Source organism: Streptomyces sp. SudanB52_2052, from assembly GCF_964272415.1.
Taxonomy (GTDB): domain Bacteria; phylum Actinomycetota; class Actinomycetes; order Streptomycetales; family Streptomycetaceae; genus Streptomyces; species Streptomyces olindensis.
Map to the genome: position 1 here is coordinate 1758250 of NZ_OZ186796.1, position 18805 is coordinate 1777054.

Annotated in this window: 20 protein-coding genes; 14 read left to right on the plus strand and 6 right to left on the minus strand. The window is 72.6% G+C overall.

All coding sequences use genetic code 11. The features are described 5' to 3' along the window. Positions 1–25: 25 nt before the first annotated feature. The 6 genes from ACSUPV_RS07805 to ACSUPV_RS07830 all read right to left on the minus strand — a co-directional run bounded on the left by ACSUPV_RS07805 (position 26) and on the right by ACSUPV_RS07830 (position 4135). Complete coding sequence (locus tag ACSUPV_RS07805; protein ID WP_436947193.1) at positions 26–1405, minus strand: 8-oxoguanine deaminase; 1380 nt, start codon at positions 1403–1405, stop codon at positions 26–28. 107 nt (positions 1406–1512) lie between these two features. Beyond that, positions 1513–2460: a factor-independent urate hydroxylase gene (pucL, locus tag ACSUPV_RS07810; protein ID WP_436947194.1), complete on the minus strand. Its 948-nt coding sequence runs from the start codon at positions 2458–2460 to the stop codon at positions 1513–1515. 4 nt (positions 2461–2464) lie between these two features. Beyond that, complete coding sequence (uraH, locus tag ACSUPV_RS07815) at positions 2465–2860, minus strand: hydroxyisourate hydrolase (protein ID WP_037759894.1); 396 nt, start codon at positions 2858–2860, stop codon at positions 2465–2467. A 2-nt stretch (positions 2861–2862) separates the two neighbouring features. Next, the gene (gene uraD, locus ACSUPV_RS07820; protein WP_359793592.1) at positions 2863–3375 is read right to left on the minus strand and encodes a 2-oxo-4-hydroxy-4-carboxy-5-ureidoimidazoline decarboxylase; all 513 of its coding nucleotides are present in this window, start codon (positions 3373–3375) and stop codon (positions 2863–2865) included. 143 nt (positions 3376–3518) lie between these two features. Next, the gene (locus ACSUPV_RS07825) at positions 3519–3887 is read right to left on the minus strand and encodes a helix-turn-helix domain-containing protein (RefSeq protein WP_037759896.1); all 369 of its coding nucleotides are present in this window, start codon (positions 3885–3887) and stop codon (positions 3519–3521) included. Then, positions 3884–4135: a hypothetical protein gene (locus ACSUPV_RS07830; protein ID WP_031120251.1), complete on the minus strand. Its 252-nt coding sequence runs from the start codon at positions 4133–4135 to the stop codon at positions 3884–3886. The genes ACSUPV_RS07825 and ACSUPV_RS07830 overlap by 4 nt, the downstream gene beginning before the upstream one ends. A gap of 228 nt (positions 4136–4363) precedes the next feature. On the opposite strand from ACSUPV_RS07830, the gene ACSUPV_RS07835 reads away from it, so the two are divergent. The 14 genes from ACSUPV_RS07835 (at position 4364) to ACSUPV_RS07900 (ending at position 18792) form a co-directional block, all read left to right on the plus strand. Next, the gene (locus ACSUPV_RS07835) at positions 4364–5383 is read left to right on the plus strand and encodes a lytic murein transglycosylase (RefSeq protein ID WP_436949884.1); all 1020 of its coding nucleotides are present in this window, start codon (positions 4364–4366) and stop codon (positions 5381–5383) included. A 56-nt stretch (positions 5384–5439) separates the two neighbouring features. Further along, a complete protein-coding gene (locus tag ACSUPV_RS07840; RefSeq protein WP_436947195.1) occupies positions 5440–6519 on the plus strand; it encodes a sigma-70 family RNA polymerase sigma factor in 1080 nt (359 codons plus the stop codon). A gap of 152 nt (positions 6520–6671) precedes the next feature. Next, on the plus strand, positions 6672–7601 hold the full coding sequence (locus ACSUPV_RS07845) for an ABC transporter ATP-binding protein (RefSeq protein WP_031120249.1): 930 nt from the start codon (positions 6672–6674) through the stop codon (positions 7599–7601). Next, positions 7598–8368, plus strand: coding sequence for an MlaE family ABC transporter permease (locus ACSUPV_RS07850; RefSeq protein WP_359762587.1), 771 nt, complete (start codon positions 7598–7600; stop codon positions 8366–8368). The genes ACSUPV_RS07845 and ACSUPV_RS07850 overlap by 4 nt, the downstream gene beginning before the upstream one ends. A 3-nt stretch (positions 8369–8371) precedes the next feature. Beyond that, positions 8372–9175 carry an MlaE family ABC transporter permease gene (locus tag ACSUPV_RS07855; protein ID WP_031120248.1) on the plus strand — a complete coding sequence of 268 codons (804 nt, stop codon included), beginning with the start codon at positions 8372–8374 and terminating at the stop codon, positions 9173–9175. Between the two features lie 5 nt (positions 9176–9180). Beyond that, entirely contained in the window at positions 9181–10434 is a 1254-nt protein-coding gene (locus ACSUPV_RS07860) for an MCE family protein (protein ID WP_382615009.1), read from the plus strand. After that, on the plus strand, positions 10431–11468 hold the full coding sequence (locus ACSUPV_RS07865; RefSeq protein ID WP_031120246.1) for an MCE family protein: 1038 nt from the start codon (positions 10431–10433) through the stop codon (positions 11466–11468). The genes ACSUPV_RS07860 and ACSUPV_RS07865 overlap by 4 nt, the downstream gene beginning before the upstream one ends. Beyond that, entirely contained in the window at positions 11465–12559 is a 1095-nt protein-coding gene (locus ACSUPV_RS07870) for an MCE family protein (RefSeq protein ID WP_382615010.1), read from the plus strand. Before ACSUPV_RS07865 ends, ACSUPV_RS07870 begins: the two co-directional genes overlap by 4 nt. After that, on the plus strand, positions 12556–13686 hold the full coding sequence (locus ACSUPV_RS07875) for an MCE family protein (RefSeq protein ID WP_037767697.1): 1131 nt from the start codon (positions 12556–12558) through the stop codon (positions 13684–13686). The genes ACSUPV_RS07870 and ACSUPV_RS07875 overlap by 4 nt, the downstream gene beginning before the upstream one ends. Then, positions 13683–15014 (plus strand): MCE family protein, encoded by a 1332-nt coding sequence (locus ACSUPV_RS07880; protein WP_078651049.1) that lies wholly within the window; start codon positions 13683–13685, stop codon positions 15012–15014. Before ACSUPV_RS07875 ends, ACSUPV_RS07880 begins: the two co-directional genes overlap by 4 nt. Continuing rightward, positions 15011–16285, plus strand: a complete 1275-nt coding sequence (locus tag ACSUPV_RS07885) for an MCE family protein (RefSeq protein ID WP_436947196.1) — start codon at positions 15011–15013, stop codon at positions 16283–16285. Before ACSUPV_RS07880 ends, ACSUPV_RS07885 begins: the two co-directional genes overlap by 4 nt. Beyond that, on the plus strand, positions 16282–16896 hold the full coding sequence (locus ACSUPV_RS07890) for a hypothetical protein (protein WP_436947197.1): 615 nt from the start codon (positions 16282–16284) through the stop codon (positions 16894–16896). Before ACSUPV_RS07885 ends, ACSUPV_RS07890 begins: the two co-directional genes overlap by 4 nt. A gap of 37 nt (positions 16897–16933) precedes the next feature. After that, positions 16934–17797, plus strand: a complete 864-nt coding sequence (locus tag ACSUPV_RS07895; protein WP_436947198.1) for a hypothetical protein — start codon at positions 16934–16936, stop codon at positions 17795–17797. A 173-nt stretch (positions 17798–17970) separates the two neighbouring features. Continuing rightward, on the plus strand, positions 17971–18792 hold the full coding sequence (locus ACSUPV_RS07900; protein WP_382615014.1) for a TIM barrel protein: 822 nt from the start codon (positions 17971–17973) through the stop codon (positions 18790–18792). Positions 18793–18805: the final 13 nt, after the last annotated feature.

An 18805-nucleotide genomic window follows, 5' to 3' on the forward strand; every position in this document is an offset into this window, starting at 1 on the left:
CTCCCGGCCGGAGTCATCGGGGGGTTCAGCCCTGTGCGGCGATCCTCGCCAGGCGCCGGGCCTCGTCCCGCGTGGCGCGGGCGATGGCGTCCTCGTCGGCCGTGAGGAGGCGTCCGTCCTCGACGATCTGGCGGCCGTTCACGAAGGAGGCGGTGACGGGCGCGGCCGCGCCGAAGACCAGGGCGGTCACCGGGTCGGCGATGGAGGCGTGGGCCAGGGTGTCCATCCGCCACAGGACCAGGTCGGCGAGCTTGCCGGGCTCCAGGGAGCCGATCTCGGCCGCCCGGCCGAGGACCTGGGCGCCGCCGTGGGTGCCCAGGCGCAGCGCCTGGCGGGCGTTGAGCGCGGCCTCCTTGTGGCCGCCGAGGCGGTTGATGAGGAGGGCGTTGCGCAGCTCGGTGTGGAGTTCGCCGGACTCGTTCGAGGCGGTGCCGTCGACGCCGAGGCCGACCGGGACGCCGGCGGCGAGCATGTCAGGGACGCGGGCGATGCCGGCCGCGAGGCGGGCGTTGGAGGAGGGGCAGTGCGCGACGCCGGTCCGGGTGCGGGCGAAGGCGGCGATGTCGGAGTCGTTCATGTGGACGCAGTGCGCCATCCACACGTCCTCGCCGAGCCAGCCGGTGGACTCGAAGTAGTCGGTCGGGCCCATGCCGAACAGCTCGTGGCAGAACTTCTCCTCCTCCACGGTCTCCGAGCCGTGGGTGTGCAGCCGGACCCCGAGGCGGCGGGCCAGCTGGGCGCCGTCGCGCAGCAGTTCGGTGGAGACGGAGAAGGGCGAGCAGGGCGCGACGGCGACCTGGGTCATGGCGTCGAAGGAGGAGTCGTGGTGCTGCCGGACGGTCTCCTCGGTGGCGGCGAGCGCGCCGTCGAGCGTCTCGACGGCGAAGTCCGGGGGCAGGCCGCCGTCCTTCTCGCTGCGGTCCATGGAGCCGCGGGCGAGGGTGAAGCGGACGCCCATGTCGCGGGCGGCGCCGATGATCGCGCCGGAGAGGTCGCCGGAGCCGCGCGGGAAGACGTAGTGGTGGTCCATGGCGGTGGTGACGCCGCCGCGGGCCATCATCGCCAGCGAACCCTGTGCCGCGGCCCGGACCATCGGCTCGTCGATGCGCGCCCAGGTGGGGTAGAGCGCGACCAGCCAGTTGAAGAGGTTGTGGTCCGTGGCCAGGCCTCGGGTGATCCACTGGTAGAAGTGGTGGTGGGTGTTGATCAGTCCGGGGGTCACGAGGTGGCCGGAGGCGTCGATGCGGCGGGCCACGTTCTCCAGGCTCTCGGGGGCGGGGCCCGCGCCGAGGGATTCGATGCGGTTGCCGGCGATGACGACGTGCCCGGAGGCGTACTCGGTGTCGTGTCCGTCGACGGTCGCGATCGCACAGTTCTCGATGACGATGCGCCGGTCTGCTGCCATGGTTCGTCCTTTGCGCTGATGTGGAGAGGGCACGGCAGGACCCTGGGAGTTTGAGTGCCGTGGCCGGAGAGAGGGTTCCCCGGCCACGGGTGCCGAAAGTGCGTACGTCAGAGGTTGGTGAGGTCCACGGGGATCCTCGCCTCGCAGCCGTCCCTGAGGATCGTCGCCTCGATCAGGCCGTAGGGGCGGTCGGCGGCGTAGTAGACCTCGTTGTCGTTCTTCAGCCCGAACGGCTCCAGGTCGACCAGGAAGTGGTGCTTGTTCGGGAGGGAGAAGCGGACCTCGTCGATCTCGCTGCGGTGGTTGATGATCCGCGCGCCCATCTGGTACAGCGTCTGCTGCAGCGAGAGGGAGTACGTCTCGGCGAAGGCCTGGAGCATGTGCTTCTTCACCTGCTCGTAGGACCTCTCCCAGTTCGGCATGCGCTCGTCGTCGTCGGTCCAGTTGAACCGCCAGCGGCCGGAGACCTCGGTGGCCAGGATGCGGTCGTAGGCCTCCTTCAGGGTCGTGTACTTGTCCTTGACGTAGCCCCAGAACTCGGAGTTGGTCGAGTTCATCACGACCAGGTCCTTCAGGCCCGAGATCACCTCCCACTTCTCGCCGTCGTAGGTGATCTGGGTCAGCCGGACCTCCTGGCCCCTGCGGACGAAGGAGTGCCTGACGTCGTCGGCGCCGATGAACCGCGAGTTGGCGTCGGAGGCCTCGATCCGCTCCCAGGCGTACTCCTCGATGCGGATGCGGGCCCGGTGGATCGGCTCCTGGCTGGTGACGAAGTGCCGGGCGAGGTGGATGCCGAACTGCTCGGCGGACTCGATGCCATGCTCCTTGGCGAACGCGTACACCGTGTTCTTGGTGGTGTCGGTCGGCAGGACGTTGGCGTTCGAGCCGGAGTAGTGGACCTCCTCCATGTCGCCGCTCAGCGCCACGGACACGTTCAGGTCCTTGATGTGGTGGGTGGCGCCGTCCCGCGTGATCTTGACGACTCGGTTCTCGGCCTTGCCGTACTGGTTCTGTCCCAGCAGGACAGGGCGGCCCGGGCGGGAATTGACGGTCATGTAGCTAGCTCCCTCGGTATACGGAGTAGCCGAACGGGTTGAGCAGCAGCGGTACGTGGTAGTGCTCGCCCGGCGCGACGGCGAACGTGATCGCCACCTCCGGGAAGAACACACCGGCGCCGCTGTCCCGATTCGCGGGGGCGTCCTGCTGCGCATCGGCTTGCTTCTTCTCGAAGTACGGTTCGACCGCGAAGTCGAGCCGCACGTGGGTGGTCCCCTCCGGCAGCGCCGGGAGGTCCTTGCACCGGCCGTCCGCGTCGGTGGCGGAACCGCCGAGCGCCCGCCAGTCCGCGTCCCGGCCCGAGCGGGCGGAGAGCCGGACGGCGACGCCCTCGGCGGGGCGGCCGACGCTGGTGTCCAGGATGTGCGTGGACACGGACGCGGTGGTGCTGGTGCTCATGATCAGGCTTCCTCTTCCACGAGTCGGGCCAGGCGGATGCGGTTGATCTTGCCCAGCTCGGTGCGGACGATCTCGCGCTCCTGCTCCGGCGCGTTGCCGATCCGCTCCTTGACCGCGTCGCGCATCTGCTCGCCGGTGCGGCCGGTGGCGCAGATCAGGAAGACGTGGCCGAACTTCTCCTGGTAGGCCAGGTTCAGTTCCAGCATCTCCGCCCTGAGCTCCTCGGAGGCGCCGGCCATGCCGCGCTGTTCCCGGGCCGAGGCGGGGTCACCGGGCTTCGGGCGGCCGATCGGCGGGTGCCCGGCCATCGCCTCCGCGAGGTCCTCGGCGGTCAGCTCGGCCATGGCGGCGTCGCTCGCGGCGTACAGGTCCTCGACGGTGGCGCAGGGGCGGGCGGCGAGCAGGCGCCGGGCCCACGCCGAGGAGGCGCACACCTCGTGCAGCGCGGCGAGGGCCGCGTGCTCGTCGAGCGTGTTGAAGCGGGCCAGACCCGGCGGCGTGGAAGTGGACGTCACGGGAGCCTCCGTGGCCGCGAGCGGCCGTCGTGCTGAACGGGCGTGCCGATAGCTAACGCCCTCCCCCGACAACACGTCAACAGTTTGTTGAAAATTCCGTGTGACGAAACCCGGCGAGGCGGCGAAACCGGGCAGGGGCCCCGTCACGCCCCCTTTTCGCGGTTGAGGTAGTTGTAGACGGTGAAGCGGCTGACGCCGAGGGCGCTCGCCACGGTCTCCACGCCGTGCCGTACGGAGAAGGCGCCGCGCGCCTCGAGTATCCGCACGACCTCCTGCTTGGCCTTGCGGTCCAGGTCGGCCAGCGGTATGCCCTTGCGGCGCTCCATGGCGGCGAGGATGTGGTCCAGGGAGTCGGCGAGCTGCGGCAGCCGCACGGCGACGGCGTCGCGGCCCTCCCAGGACAGGACGACGTCGTCGGGGCCGGCCTCGTCCGGCGGGATCATCTCGCCGCCCATGGCGTCGACCAGCGGCTTGACGGCCGCGATGAACGGCTCGTCCCCCGGGCCGCTCATGCCTCGCCCTCCTCGATCACGTTGACCTGGAGCGTGATCCGGGTGGCGCCCGCCTCCAGGGTTTTGCGGAGCAGGGCGTCCACAGCCGTGAGCACCGCGTCGGCACCGCCCTCCGCGGTGTTGCCGAAGGGACCCACGTCCACGGCGTCCAGTTCGGCGGCCTCGACGACCTCGCGGGCCACCACGGCGTGCGCGGGCGCCTCGTCCAGGTCGAAGGGCTCGGTCGTGAACTCCACTCTCAGTCGCACGCGCTCAACCTAACGCGCGGCACGGAGATTCGTGCAGCCCCTTCGACGACCCCACCGACCGGGCTGCGGGACACGGCTGAGGAACCGGTCACCGCGTGCGACGGACCCGTGCCCCTGCCGCGTAGAGCAGAGGACGGATCCGGACAGGGAGGGGACAGGGAGATGGCAGGGCGTGTGTTCAGGGGCGGGCTCAAAGGGGCCAGGGGTACGGCTGTGGCGGTGGCCGCCCTGACCGTGCTGACGGCCTCGCAGGCGCCGGGGGCCGCACCGGCCCGGGCTTCGGCACCCGCGCAGCAGGCGTCCGGCGGGCACGGGCCGAGCGTGTCCGGCGACAGTCCGTACCGTACGGAACTGCCGCCGCTGCGGGCCCGGAAGGGCGAGGCCCGCCGGGCGCGGGTGTCCGGCGGCGCGCTGCCGGAGACGGTGTTCGCCGCCTACCGGAACGCCGAGGCGGAGCTCGCCCGCACCACTCCGGGGTGCCGGCTGCGGTGGCAGCTGGCGGCGGCCATCGGCCAGGTGGAGTCCGGGCACGCGCGGGGCGGCCGGGTGACCGCGGACGGTACGACCGTGACCCCCATCCTGGGCCCGCGGCTGGACGGCGCCGGCTTCGCGCTCATCCGGGACAGCGACGGCGGCGCGTACGACCAGGACACCGTGTACGACCGGGCGGTCGGCCCCATGCAGTTCATCCCGTCGACCTGGGCCCGCTGGGGCGCGGACGGCAACGGCGACGGCCGGGCCGACCCGGACAACGTCTTCGACGCCGCGCTCGCCGCCGGCCGCTACCTGTGCGCCGGCGGCCGGGACCTGTCCGACCCGGCCGACCTGGACCGGGCGATCCTGGGCTACAACCACTCGCGGGCCTATCTGCGCACGGTCCTCGCCTGGTACGCGTACTTCCTGTCGGGGCACCGGGTGGTGCCGGACCGTCCCGCGACACCCTCGGGGCGGCCCGAGCCGTCGCGGCCCGCCGCCACGCCCGAGCCCGCGCCGCGCCCCTCGCCGACGCCGTCCGCCCGCCCCAGCGCGCCCCGGCCCCGGACACCGACCGCGCCCGCCTCGCCCGCCCCGACCCGGTCCCGTCCGGCGGGCGGCCCGGCGGCGCCGGAGGAGCCCGGGCTCCCCGTCCCCGGCACCGGCACGGACCTCCCCGGCACCGGTCTGCTGCCCGGTGACGCCCCGCTGACCAGCAACGGTGCGGACTCGATGGGCTCCACCCCCTCCACAACCGCCGCTACCGGGCGGTAATGTCGCCACCCGCCGGGCGGCACGGGCCCGGCGGGCGAGCACGAAGGGGCCCCTCAATGGCGACGGACATGCCTGCGGAGACGCATGCGAACACGCCTGCCGGGAGACAGGCGGCGCAGGACCGCTGGGAGCGCATGTGGAGCCACCGCGAGCAGTTGCTCAAGGTGGCCCGGCGCAGGTCGATGAGCCAGGAGGACGCCGAGGACGCCGTGCACGAGGCGATGCTGCGCGCCGCGGAGCGCCCGGACCTGGACGACGAGCGGCTGGGCGCCTGGCTGACGACGGTCACCATGCGGCTGTGCGTCGATCGGTACCGGCAGGTCAACCGCGAGGCCGAGGTGCGCACCAGCCCCACGCTCGTCGCGCCCGGCCCGGTGCCGGTCGAGGAGGTGGTGTGCGACCGGGCGGAGGCCCGCTGGCTGGCCGTGCGCAGCGGGGAGCTGCCCGCCCGCCAGGCGGAGGCGCTGCGGCTGAAGTCCGAGGACCTGGACGTCGGCCAGGTCGCCGTGCGGATGGGGCTGAGCTACCGGACCGTGGAGTCGCTGCTGGCCCGGGCGCGCCGCACGCTGCGCGCGTCGCTGGCCGGCACTCTCGGCGCCGTGCTGTTCCTGCTCGGGCGCGGGCGGCCGCACGGCGGCGGGAAGACCCAGGCGGTGGCGGTGGCCTCGACGGCGGCGACGCTGGTGGTGGCGGGGGTGCTGGTGCTGCCGTACGCGCTCGACGGCGGCGGGGACGGTCCGGCTCCGCGGCCGGCCGGGGCCTCTCCGGGCGCGGCGACGGTACTCCGGCCCGACGGCACCGACCGGATCTCCGTGCCGCGGCCCGCCCGGTCCTCGGCCCTGCCGTCCCGGCCGGAGCCTCAGGCGTCTCCCGCCGACGGCTCCCTGCTGCCGCTCTCCGTGCCGGACCTGCCGGAGGTCTCCCCGCTGCCGGAGCTGTCGGCTCCCGAGGTGCCGGACGTGCCCGAGCTGCCGGCTCTCCCCGACGTGCCGGTCGAGCCCGCCGTCCCCGCGGTCCCGTCCGTCACCGCGGTCCCGTCCGTCCAGGAGGTGCCGTCCGTTCCACCGCTCCCCTCGGAGACCCCCGCCCTGCCGGGCTCTCCGTCGGCCGTCCCCACCCCGAGCCCGCTCCCGTAAGGGCGCCCGCACCCCGAGCGCGCTCCCGTGAGGGCGTCCGCCGAGCCGCCCGGAAACCCGTCCGAAAAAAATCGGCCTCCGCCGCGACGGACGCCCCGCCCCTCCCCGTAGAGCAGATGTCGGAGCTGCTCCACGGCTGAAGGGTGAACCGGATGGGTGTCGAGATCTGTGTGGAAGGGCTGACCAAGTCCTTCGGTCACCAGGTCATCTGGCAGGACGTCTCGCTGACGCTGCCCGCCGGGGAGGTCTCGGTCCTGCTCGGCCCCTCCGGCACGGGCAAGTCGGTGTTCCTCAAGACGCTCGTCGGACTGCTGAAGCCGGAGCGCGGCTCGATCACGATCCAGGGCCGCGACCTCACCCGGCTCCGCGAGCACGAGCTCTACGAGGTGCGGAAGCTGTTCGGCGTGCTGTTCCAGGACGGCGCGCTGTTCGGCTCGATGAACCTGTACGACAACATCGCCTTCCCGCTGCGCGAGCACACCCGCAAGCCCGAGAGCGAGATCCGGCGCATCGTGCTCGAGAAGATGGACATGGTCGGGCTGATCGGCGCCGAGGGGAAGCTGCCCGGCGAGATCTCCGGCGGGATGCGGAAGAGGGCCGGGCTCGCCCGGGCGCTCGTCCTCGACCCGGAGATCATCCTCTTCGACGAGCCCGACTCGGGCCTCGACCCGGTGCGCGTGGCCTACCTCAACCAGCTCATCGTCGACCTGAACGCGCAGATCGACGCGACCTTCCTGATCGTCACGCACGACATCGCCTCGGCCCGCCAGGTCCCGGACAACATCGGGCTGCTGTTCCGCCGCGAGCTGGTGATGTTCGGGCCCCGCGAGCGGCTGCTCGCCAGTGAGGAGCCGGTCGTACGGCAGTTCCTGAACGGCCGGATGCAGGGGCCGATCGGCATGGCGGAGGAGAAGGACGCGGCGCAGGTCGAGCAGGAGCTGGCGCAGCTCACCGAGGGGCCCGTGGTGCGGGAGCCGACGCCCCGCCTGCTGCCGGGCCCCGGCATCGTCCGCCCGCCCCGCTGGCAGGCGATCGCGAGACGCGAGGCCGAGCTGCACCGCAGAGAGGGGGCGGACGCGTGAGCCTGTCACCGACCGGGGCGCTGCGGCACTCGGGGCACCTGTTCGCGATGGCGCTGGACGTCGTCCGGACCCTGCCCCGGCGCCCCTTCCAGACACGGGAGTTCATCCAGCAGGCGTGGTTCGTCGCGAGCGTCACGATCCTGCCGACGGCCCTCGTCTCGATCCCCTTCGGCGCGGTCATCGCGCTGCAGATCGGCAGCCTGACCCGGCAGCTCGGCGCCCAGTCCTTCGCCGGTGCCGCCTCGGTGCTCGCGGTGCTGCGGGAGGCCTCGCCGATCGTCACCGCGCTGCTGATCGCGGGCGCGGGCGGCACGGCGATCTGCGCGGACCTCGGGGCGCGCAAGATCCGCGACGAGATCGACGCCATGCAGGTCCTCGGCATCGACCCCATCCACCGGCTCGTCGTGCCCCGGGTGCTGGCCTCGATGCTGGTGGCCGTGCTGCTCAACGGCCTGGTGTCGGTGGTCGGCGTCGCGGGCGGCTACTTCTTCAACGTGGTCCTGCAGAACGGCACCCCGGGCGCCTACCTCGCCTCCTTCACCACGCTCGCGCAGCTCTCCGACCTGTGGGCGGCCGAGATCAAGGCGCTGGTGTTCGGGGCGATCTCGGCGATCGTCGCCTCGTACAAGGGGCTCACGGCGAAGGGCGGGCCCAAGGGCGTGGGCGACGCCGTCAACCAGTCGGTGGTGATCACGTTCATGTTGCTGTTCGTGACGAACTTCGTGATGACCGCCGTGTACTTCCAAGTCGTTCCGCAGAGGGGCTGAGGCATGGCGCTGTTGCACCGGCTGGAGGAGCTGGGCACCCAACTGTCCTTCTACGGGCGCTCCCTGGCCTGGACCGGCCGCACCCTGCGCCGGTACAAGAAGGAGATCCTGCGGCTGCTCGCCGAGGTCAGCTTCGGGCGGGGCGCGCTCGCCGTCGTCGGCGGCACGGTCGGCGTGATCGCCTTCCTGTCGTTCTTCACCGGCACCGAGGTCGGCCTCCAGGGCTACGCGGCCCTCAACCAGCTCGGCACCTCCAACTTCGTGGCGTTCCTGTCGGCGTACTTCAACACCCGGGAGATCGCCCCGCTGGTGGCCGGGCTCGCGCTGTCCGCGACGGTCGGCGCCGGGTTCACCGCGCAGCTCGGCGCGATGCGGATCAGCGAGGAGACCGACGCGCTGGAGGTGATGGGCGTGCCCTCGCTGCCGTTCCTCGTCACCACGCGGATGATCGCCGGGTTCGTCGCCGTCATCCCGCTGTACGTGATCGGGCTGCTGTCCTCGTACCTGGCCGCCCGGACCATCACCACCGTCTACTACGGGCAGTCGACGGGCACCTACGACCACTACTTCCACCAGTACCTGCCGCCGGTCGACGTGCTCTGGTCCTTCGGCAAGGTGATCGTCTTCGCCGTGCTGATCATCCTGGTGCACTGCTACTACGGCTACTACGCGAGCGGCGGACCGGCCGGTGTCGGTGTCGCGGTGGGCCGCGCGGTACGGACGTCGATCGTCGCCATCAACGTCCTGGACTTCTTCCTGAGCCTCGCGATCTGGGGCGCGAGCACGACCGTACGGATCGCGGGGTGAGGCCGATGAGAACCGTCCGACTGCGCCTGTACGGCCTGACCTTCCTCGCCGTGCTCGCCCTGCTGCTGTCGCTCTCGGTGGCCGTCTACCGGCAGGCGTTCACGCCCGTGGTGCGCATCACGCTCGAGGCCGACACCCTGGGCAACCAGCTGGAGCCGCGCGCCGACGTCAAGCTGCGCGGGCTGCTGGTCGGCGAGGTGCGCGAGGTGCGCGCCGACGGCACGAAGGCGACGCTCGGCATCGCGCTCAAGCCGGAGTACGTCACGCACATCCCGGCGGACGTGCACGCCCGGCTGCTGCCCAAGACGCTGTTCGGCGAGAAGTACGTCGACCTCGTGGCGCCCGCCCGCTCCGGGTCCTCCCCGACTCGGCCGATCCGCGCCGGGGACGTCATCACGCAGGACCGCACCAAGGTGGGCATGGAGGTGCAGCGGCTGCTGAACGACCTGCTGCCGCTGCTGCGCACGGTCGAACCCGGGAAACTCAACGCCACGCTCTCGGCGTTCGCCACCGCGCTGGAGGGCCGGGGCGACCGGATCGGCGACAACCTGACCCGGGTCGAGGGCTATCTGCGCCGGCTCAACCCGCATCTGCCGTCCCTGAAGGAGGACATCGCGCGCTTCGCCGACGTCGCCGAGGTGTACGGCGACGCCGCCCCCGACCTGATGAGGATCCTGCGCAACACCGTCACCACCAGCCGGACCCTCGTGGAGGAGCGGGACCGGCTGGCCGCCGCGCTGCGGACGACCACGACGGCCGCGGGCACCGCGCGGGGCGTCCTGGACGACAACGGCGACCGGCTCATCACCCTCGGCCGGGTCTCCCGGCCCACGCTGGAGCTGTTCGCCCGCTACTCGCCCGAGTACCCGTGCCTGCTGGACGGCCTGGTGCGGCAGGAGAAGGCGTCCGAGGACGCGTTCCGGGGCGGCGTCATGCGGATCACCCTGGAGGTCGTCCGGCCGCAGGGCGCGTACCGGCCCGGTGAGGAGCCGCGCTACGCCGACCGGTCGGGGCCCGACTGCCGGGGCCTGCCGCACCCGCCGGTGCCGGGACCGAAGCCCAAGCTCGACGACGGCACGTCGGCGGGGAGTCCGAGCGGCGGCGCGCCGCCCGGCCAGGTGTCCTCGACCGGCGCCGAGCAGCGGGCCGTCGGTTCGCTCGTGGCGCCCGTCCTGGGCGTACCCGCCGACGAGGTGCCGCCCGTGGCGACCCTGCTGTTCGGACCGCTGGCCCGCGGAACGGCGGTGAGCGTCGCATGAGCACGTCGACGGCACGCCGGACGGCCGCCCCGCTGGTCAAGTTCGGCCTCTTCGCCCTGGTGACGATCACGGCGACGGCCCTGCTCGCCGCCACCATCGTCAACCTCTCCTTCACCCCGGAGCACACCTACCGGGCGGTGTTCAGCGACGTCACCGGCCTGGAGGAGGGCGACGACATCCGGGTGGCCGGCGTGCGGGTCGGCGAGGTCGAGGGCATCCGGATCAAGGACCGCACGCTGGCCGAGGTCAGCTTCACGGTGCGCGAGGACCGTCCGCTGCTCACCGGCACCCGTGCGGTCGTCCGCTACCGCAACCTGGTCGGACAGCGGTACATCGCGCTGACCGAGGGCGCGGGCGACGGCACCCGGCTGCGGCCCGGCGGCACCATCCCGCTGTCGCGGACGCAGCCGGCGCTGGACCTCGACGCGCTGCTGAACGGCTTCAAACCGCTGTTCGCCGCGCTCAGCCCGAAGGACGTCAACCAGCTCGCCACCGAGATCATCAGGACCCTCCAGGGCGAGGGCGGCACGGTGAACAGCCTGCTCGCGCACACGGCGTCGCTCACGACGACCCTGGCGGACCGCGACCGGCTGATCGGCTCCGTGATCGACAACCTCAACACCGTGCTGGCCACGCTCGACAAGCGCGGCGCCCGCTTCTCCGGGCTGCTCAAGCAGCTGCGGCGGGTCATCTCGGGGCTGTCCGCCGACCGCAAGCCCATCGGGGAGTCGCTGGTGAGCATCGGCGACCTGACCGAGGCCACCTCGGGGCTGCTCCGGGACGCCCGCCCGCCGCTGAAGGACGACATCGCGGAGCTGACCGATCTGACCGGAACGCTGAACAGGAACGAGAAGACCGTGGAGGGCGTGCTGAAGCGGCTGCCGAACAAGCTCGACGAGCTGACGGGGACGGCGTCCTACGGCTCGTGGTTCAACTTCTACCTCTGCGACTTCGACGGCCGGATCGTGCTGCCGAAGACGAAGCAGGTGCTCACCCCGGAGCTGCATGTGGCGAGGGCGAGGTGCGGCGCATGAGCCCGCGTGTCCTCCGGCGGCGGGCCCGCCGCCCCGAGCCCTTGATGAAGGTGCGGATCGAGCCGCCGAAGCTGCCGAGGCTGCCGTGGCCCCGGCTGCGCCGGCCGCGGGCGAAGGCGTTCCGCGACCGCAACCCCGTGGTGATCGGCGCCGCCGGCCTCACCGTCCTGGCGCTGCTGACCCTGGCCGCGTTCAACGCCGACAGCCTGCCCCTGATCGGCGGCGGCGCGAGGTACAGCGCCGCCTTCTCGGAGGCCGGCGGGCTCAAGCCGGGCGACGAGGTGCGGATCGCCGGGGTCAAGGTCGGCAAGGTCGAGGAGGTCGACCTGGACGGCGACCACGTCCGGGTCACCTTCAAGGTCAAGAACGACCCCGGCCTCGGCACCGACACCGGCGCCTCCATCCGGGTCAAGACGATCCTCGGCGCGAAGTACCTCGCCCTGCACCCCGAGGGCCCGGGCCGGCTGGAGCCGGGCAGCGAGATCCCGCTGCGCCGGACCGTGTCGGCGTACGACGTCGTGCAGGCGTTCAGCGACCTGACGACCACCACCGAGGAGGTCGACACGCAGCGGCTCGCGAAGGCGCTGGACACCGTCTCCACCACCTTCCAGGACTCGCCCGCCGAGGTGCGGGCCGCCATCCGGGGACTGTCGCGGATCTCCCGGACGGTGGCCTCGCGCGACAAGGAGCTGCGCGAACTCCTCGACCACGCCAACGGGGTCACCGGGGTGCTGGCCGACCGCTCCGAGGACTTCTCCGCGCTGGTCGAGGACGGCGACAAGCTGTTCAAGGAGATCGGCAAGCGGCGCGCCGCGATCCACCGGCTCCTCAAGAGCTCCGCCGCGCTCGGCATCCAGCTCTCCGGCCTGGTCGAGGACAACCGCGCGGAGATCGGGCCCGCCCTGAAGGGCCTCAACACGTTCGTCGCGATGCTCGAACGCAACCAGCGAAGCCTGGACCGCAGCGTGCGGCTGCTCGCCCCGTACGTGCGGGTCTTCAGCAACACCCTCGGCAACGGCCGCTGGTTCGACTCCTACGTCCAGAACCTGGTGGCCGCCCCGGTGGTGCCGCGCACGGGAGGCACCCGATGACCGGACGTCGCAAGGCCGTCGCCCTGATCACCGTGCTCGCCCTCGCCGCCGCGCTCACCGTCGTGCTGTGGCCGCAGTCCGACCCGGTCCGGGTCACGGCGTACTTCCCGCGCACCGTCGGCATCTACCCCGGCTCGGACGTGCGCGTCCTCGGCGTCCGCATCGGCGAGGTCAGGAGCATCACGCCCGAGGGCGGCCGGGTGCGCGTCGAGCTGGAGTACGACGAGAACCGCAGGGTCCCGGCCGACGCACGGGCGGCGATCATCAACTCCTCGGTGGTCAGCGACCGTTACGTGCAACTGCTGCCGGTGTACCGGAAGGGCCCGGTGCTGCGGGACGGCGCCGTCATCCCCGAGTCGCGCACCGCCGTCCCGGTCGAACTGGACCGGATCTTCGACAGCCTCCACACCACGTCCGAGGCGCTCGGCCCCAAGGGCGCCAACGAGGACGGGGCCCTGGCCCGGCTGCTGGGCGTGAGCGCGGACAACCTCGAAGGGCAGGGCAGGAACCTGAACCAAACGGTGGAGGACCTCTCCCAGGCGGTCACCACGCTGTCCGACGGCCGCGGCGACCTGTTCGGCACCGTGCGCAACCTCCAGGTCTTCACGGCCGCGCTGGCCGCCGACGACCAGGACGTGCGGTCGTTCAACAAGAGTCTCGCCGAGGTGGCCGGGCAGCTGGCCGGGGAGCGCAAGGACCTCGCGGCGGCGCTGAAGTACCTGGCGAAGGCGCTCGGTGACGTGGCCGACTTCGTGAGGAAGAACAAGAAGACGCTGGCCGCCGACGTCAAGGGCCTGAGCAAGGTCACCAAGGTGCTCGTCACCCAGCGGGCGGCCCTGGAGGAGCTGCTGGAGGTGGCGCCCACCGGGCTGTCGAACCTGCAGAACGCCTACAACCCGGCCGCCGGCACCCTCGACACCCGCAACAACGCACAGCATCCGCAGGACCCGGCCGCCCTGCTGTGCTCCCTGCTCAGGACCACCGGCGACGAGGGCGGCAAGAACCCCGACTGCGCCGAGCTGAGGAAGCTCTTCGACTCCCTGCCCGAGGTGCCGAAGGCCCCGGCGGTGCCGGGCACCGGGACGGTCGACCGCAGCCTCGGCGGAATCCTGGAGGGCCGCGCATGAACACCCCGCGCAAGAACACCCCGCGCAGGAGCACGGCGCGCAGGACGCCGCGCACGGTCCGGCCGGTCGTCTGGACGGCGGCGGGTTCGCTGCTGCTGACCGGCTGCGGGTTCAACGGCTGGTACGACGTGCCGCTGCCCGGCGGCGCCGCCGCGGACGGCCGTGCCTACCACGTCACGGTCGAGTTCCGAGACGTCCTGGACCTGGTGCCGCAGTCCGCGGTCAAGGTCGACGAGGTCACGGTGGGCGCCGTCGAGAAGGTCGAGCTGGACGGCTGGCACGCCCGGGTCCGGCTGCGCGTCGCCGACCACGTGAAGCTGCCCGGCAACGCGGTCGCCGAGCTGCGCCAGACCAGCATGCTCGGCGAGAAGTACGTGGCGCTGTCCGCCCCGCCGGGCACCGCCCCCGCGGGCCGGCTCGGCGACGGCGACCTGATCCCGCTGTCCCGCAGCGGCCGCAACGCGGAGGTCGAGGAGGTGCTGTCCGCCCTGGCCGCGCTCCTCAACGGCGGCGGGGTCGCCCAGCTCAAGACGATCACCGTGGAACTGAACAAGGCCCTGGAGGGCCGCGAGGACCGGGTCAGGTCGCTGCTGAGGGAGCTGGACACGTTCCTCGGCGGGCTGGACGGCCGGCGCAAGGACATCGTCCGGGCCCTCAAGGGCATCGACCGGCTGGCGGAGCGCCTCGCCAAGGAGAAGAAGACCATCGCCACGGCCGTCGACACCATGCCGCCCGCGCTGAAGGTCCTCGCCGACCAGCGGCGCGATCTGACGAAGATGCTCACCGCCCTGTCGAAGCTCGGGAAGACGGGCACGAAGGTGGTCAACGCCTCGCGGGACGACACGGTCGCGAACCTCAAGCGGCTCCGCCCGATCCTTCAGCAGCTGAACAAGGCCGGCGACGACCTGCCCAACTCACTGGAGCTGCTGACGACCTATCCGTTCCCGCGCAACGCCGTGGACGCCGTCAAGGGCGACTACGTGAACCTCAGGGTGACCGCCGACCTGGACCTGGCGGGCATCTACGGCAACCTCACCGAGAAGCCCGGTGAGCGCGGCGGCGACTCCGGCGGGCCGAAGCCCCCGGACCTGCCCGAGGCGCCGGACCTGCCCGAGCTCCCGGACGTGCCCCCGGTCCCGGCACCGACCGTGCCGGACGCCCCGGACCTGCCGGACACGCCCGTCCGGCCCTCGGCCCCGTCGGACGGCGACCCGCTGTGCCCGCCGGTGTGCACCGCGGCCTACGGCCCTCCGGCCGGCTCCCACCGCCTCCCGCCGGGGATCGACCTCGACCTGGCGGAGCTCCTGCTGAAGGGGATACAGCCGTGATCACACGTACGGTCAAGGCCCAGCTGCTCGCCTTCGCCACCGTCACCGCCGTCGGCGTGTCGTACGTCGGCGCCGAGTACACCGGCCTGGTGGACGGCCTGCTCGACCGGGGCTACACCGTGCGGGCCGACTTCGCCGACTCCGGCGGCATCTTCTCCGGCGCCGAGGTCACCTACCGCGGCGTGCCGGTGGGCCGCGTGGGCGAGCTGCGGCTGTCCGGCTCGGGTGTGTCGGTGGCCCTGGACATCGAGGACGGCGCGCCGCGCATCCCCTCGGACACGCTGGCGGTGGTGGCGAACCGCTCGGCGGTGGGCGAGCAGTACGTCGACCTGCAACCGCGCCGCACCGACGGCCCGTACCTGCTGGACGGCAGCACGATCCCGCGCGACCGCACCCGGGTGCCGCTGCCCGTCACGGACATGGTCGTCAGTCTGGACCGGCTGGTGAACTCCGTCGGCAAGGACGATCTGCGGATCACCGTGGACGAGCTGGGCGAGGCCTTCGCGGGGACGGGGCCGCGGCTGAGCCGGCTGGTGGACTCGGGCAACGCGCTCGTCGAGTCGGCGTCCGACTCGCTGCCGGAGACGATCTCGCTCATCGAGGACTCGCGGAAGGTCCTCAGGACGCAGGCCGACCAGGGCTCGTCCATCAAGTCGTTCTCCCGCGACCTGGCCACCCTCACCGCTCAGCTGAAGTCGAGCGACGGGGACCTGCGCCGGCTGATCGGCAACGCGCCGCCCGCCGGGGTGGAGGTCAACTCGCTGCTGAAGTCACTCCGGCCGGACCTGCCGGTCCTGCTGGCCAACCTCATCAGCGGCGGCCAGGTCACCCTGGCCCGGCTGCCCGGCGTGGAGCAGGCCCTGGTCACCTTCCCGGTGGCGGTCGCGGGCAGCCACACCGTCATCCCCGGCGACGGGACCACCCACTTCGGCCTGGTCCTCAACGCCGACGACCCGCCGGCCTGCACCCAGGGGTACGACACGCGGCGGCGCGACCCCTCGGACACGAGCAGGCGCCCGGCCAACACCGACGCGCGCTGCACCGCCCCGCGCGGCGGCGACACCTCGGTGCGCGGCGCCCAGAACGCCCCCGGCGCCTCCGGCCGTTCCGGCGGCGCCGACCGGGCGGCGTACGTCGCCCCGTACGACCCGGAGACCGGTACCGCCACCGGCCCGGACGGAACGCCCGTCGAGATCGGCTCGACGGGCGGCGAACAGACCGTGTTCGGAAAGGACTCGTGGCAATGGCTGCTCGTCGGACCGATGGCATGAGCGGGGGCCTGCGCCCGCTGACCGGCGGCCCGCTCCCGCGGGCCGTGCGACCGCTGCGGCGGCTGCTCGCCGGGCGGGCGGACACCCGTCGCCGCACGGCGCCCGGAGTCGGGGAATACGCCATGCCGGCCGGGCGCCGGCGGGCGCTGTCGGCGGGACTCGCCGCGGCGACGGTCGTGACCACGGCGTCGGCGCTCTGGCTGGGCTTGCAGGTGCAGGAGCAGCGGGCGGCCGAGCAGCGCCGCCAGGACATCCTGGCGGCGGCCCGGCAGTCCGCGCTGAACTTCACGTCGCTCGACTACCGGCGCTACGACCGCGACAGCGGCAACGTGCTGAAGGGCGCCACGGGCGACTTCAAGAAGCAGTTCGCCGCGCAGACCAAGGAGCTGACCGAGCTCGTCGCCCGGAACAAGTCGGTGTCCGAGGGCCAGGTCCTCGAAGCGGGCCTCGTGCGCTCCGGCGCGCGGACGGCCCGGGTCCTGGTGGTCGCCGACAGCAAGGTGACCAACACCGCCGTGCCCAAGGGGGAGGCACGCACGTACCGCCTGCAGCTCGACCTCGTCCTGGAGGGCGGCCGATGGCTGACCTCCGACGTCGAGTTCGTCGGCTGACCACCCGTCCCGCATCGAGGCCCCGAGGAGACAGACCGTGGCGAACCCGACCACCCGAGGCCGTGGCGCCGGCTCCCCCGCCCGCCGCACCATGACCGCGGCCGCCCGCGCGGCGGCCAAGCGCACGCGGCGTGGGGAGCACACGGACCGCACCGAGCGCGTGGTGCCGGAGCGGCAGCGGTCCGGACGGACCGTGCTCGTCGAGGCGCCGGACAACGGCTGGGACGACCCGCCCGAGCCGTCACCGGAGTTCGCCGAGGCCGTGGCGGCGGCCGAACCGGCCGAGCCCACCGGGCCGTCCGAGCCCACGGAACCGGCAGAACCCACCGACGCGGCCGAGCGCACTGCCGTTGCCGAGCGCACTGCCGTGGCCGACCGGGGTGCGGGAGTGTCGCGCCTGTGGCGGAGGCCGCTCGCTCTCGTGCTCGCCGTCCTGCTCCTGGCGGGCCTGGTCGCGGGTGCCGTGCTCGGTCGGCAGTACCTGGACGGACGGCAGGCCGGGCAGGCCCGGCAGCAGGCCCTCGCGGCGGCCCGGACGGCGGCACCGATCGTCCTGTCGTACGACTACCGGCACCTGGAGCGCGACTTCGCCCGGGCGCGCACCCATCTGACCGGGAAGTTCGCCGAGGAGTACCGCAGGACCACGAAGGCGGTGGTCGGGCCGACCGCGCGGAAGTACCACGGGGTGGTGAGGGCGACGGTCGCGGAACCGGCGGGCGGCGGCGACCCGGCGGCCTCCGTCGTGTCGGCCTCGGCGGACCGGGCCGTCGTCCTGCTCTTCGTCAACCAGGTCACCCGAAGCACCCAGGTCACGGGGTCCCGGGTGGACCTGAACCGGGTGCGCATGACCCTGACCCGCACCTCCGAGGGCTGGAAGGTGAGCGCCGTCGACGCGCTGTGAACCGCCCCCGCCGATGCGCCCCCGCGCCCCCGCGCGGGGGCGCTTTTTCGCGTGGGCTCTTGACAGCCCTTCCCGGCCACAGGCAATCTTCCATTAAGCAGAAACACGATTCCGCGATACGGAATTATCGAACCGCCAGGAACTGAACCACCAGGAAGGGAGCGCCGCCCCCGATGGGATTCGCAGACCAGCGCTTCAACGTCAACCTGTCGATCCTCTTCACGGAACTCCCGCTCCTGGAGCGCCCGGCGGCCGCCGCCGCGGCCGGCTTCACCGCGGTCGAGCTGTGGTGGCCCTGGGTGGACTCGCCCACGCCCGAGCGGTCCGAGCTCGACTCCCTGAAGCGGGCGATCGAGGACGCGGGCGTCCGGCTCACCGGCCTGAACTTCTACGCCGGGCAGCTCCCGGGCCCGGACCGCGGCGCCCTGTCGGTCCCGGGCGCGGAGTCGGAGCGGTTCCGCGCCAACATCGACGTGGCCGCCGACTTCGCCGCCTCCCTGGGCTGCACGGCGCTCAACGCCCTGTACGGCAACCGCGTCGAGGGCGTGGACCCGGCCGAGCAGGACGCGCTCGCCCTGGAGAACCTGGCCCTGGCGGCGCGGGCGGCCGACCGGATCGGCGCGGTCCTGCTGATCGAGGCGCTGAACAAGCCCGAGTCGCCGCTGTACCCGCTGGTGTCGGCCCCGGCGGCCGTGGGCGTCGTCGACCAGGTCAACGAGGCGACGGGGCTGGGCAACGCCCGCTTCCTCATGGACCTCTACCACCTGTCCATGAACGGCGAGGACCTGCCGGCGGTGATCGAGCGGTACGCCGCGAAGACCGGCCACGTCCAGATCGCCGACAACCCGGGCCGCGGCGCGCCGGGGACGGGCTCGCTGCCCCTCGAAGACCTCCTCGACCAGCTGGCCAAGGCGGGTTACGACGGCCGGGTCGGACTCGAGTACAAGCCGGGCGACCGCCCGAGCGCCGAGGCCTTCGACTGGCTGCCCCGCTGACCCTCATCCACCT

Coding starts and splice junctions, on each gene's coding strand:
- ACSUPV_RS07805 (WP_436947193.1), bottom strand. CDS start 1,405: ATGGCAGCAGACCGGCGCATCGTCATCGAGAACTGTGCGATCGCGACC.
- pucL (WP_436947194.1), bottom strand. CDS start 2,460: ATGACCGTCAATTCCCGCCCGGGCCGCCCTGTCCTGCTGGGACAGAAC.
- uraH (WP_037759894.1), bottom strand. CDS start 2,860: ATGAGCACCAGCACCACCGCGTCCGTGTCCACGCACATCCTGGACACC.
- ACSUPV_RS07825 (WP_037759896.1), bottom strand. CDS start 3,887: ATGAGCGGCCCGGGGGACGAGCCGTTCATCGCGGCCGTCAAGCCGCTG.
- ACSUPV_RS07840 (WP_436947195.1), top strand. CDS start 5,440: ATGGCGACGGACATGCCTGCGGAGACGCATGCGAACACGCCTGCCGGG.
- ACSUPV_RS07845 (WP_031120249.1), top strand. CDS start 6,672: ATGGGTGTCGAGATCTGTGTGGAAGGGCTGACCAAGTCCTTCGGTCAC.
- ACSUPV_RS07855 (WP_031120248.1), top strand. CDS start 8,372: ATGGCGCTGTTGCACCGGCTGGAGGAGCTGGGCACCCAACTGTCCTTC.
- ACSUPV_RS07860 (WP_382615009.1), top strand. CDS start 9,181: ATGAGAACCGTCCGACTGCGCCTGTACGGCCTGACCTTCCTCGCCGTG.
- ACSUPV_RS07865 (WP_031120246.1), top strand. CDS start 10,431: ATGAGCACGTCGACGGCACGCCGGACGGCCGCCCCGCTGGTCAAGTTC.
- ACSUPV_RS07870 (WP_382615010.1), top strand. CDS start 11,465: ATGAGCCCGCGTGTCCTCCGGCGGCGGGCCCGCCGCCCCGAGCCCTTG.
- ACSUPV_RS07875 (WP_037767697.1), top strand. CDS start 12,556: ATGACCGGACGTCGCAAGGCCGTCGCCCTGATCACCGTGCTCGCCCTC.
- ACSUPV_RS07880 (WP_078651049.1), top strand. CDS start 13,683: ATGAACACCCCGCGCAAGAACACCCCGCGCAGGAGCACGGCGCGCAGG.
- ACSUPV_RS07890 (WP_436947197.1), top strand. CDS start 16,282: ATGAGCGGGGGCCTGCGCCCGCTGACCGGCGGCCCGCTCCCGCGGGCC.
- ACSUPV_RS07900 (WP_382615014.1), top strand. CDS start 17,971: ATGGGATTCGCAGACCAGCGCTTCAACGTCAACCTGTCGATCCTCTTC.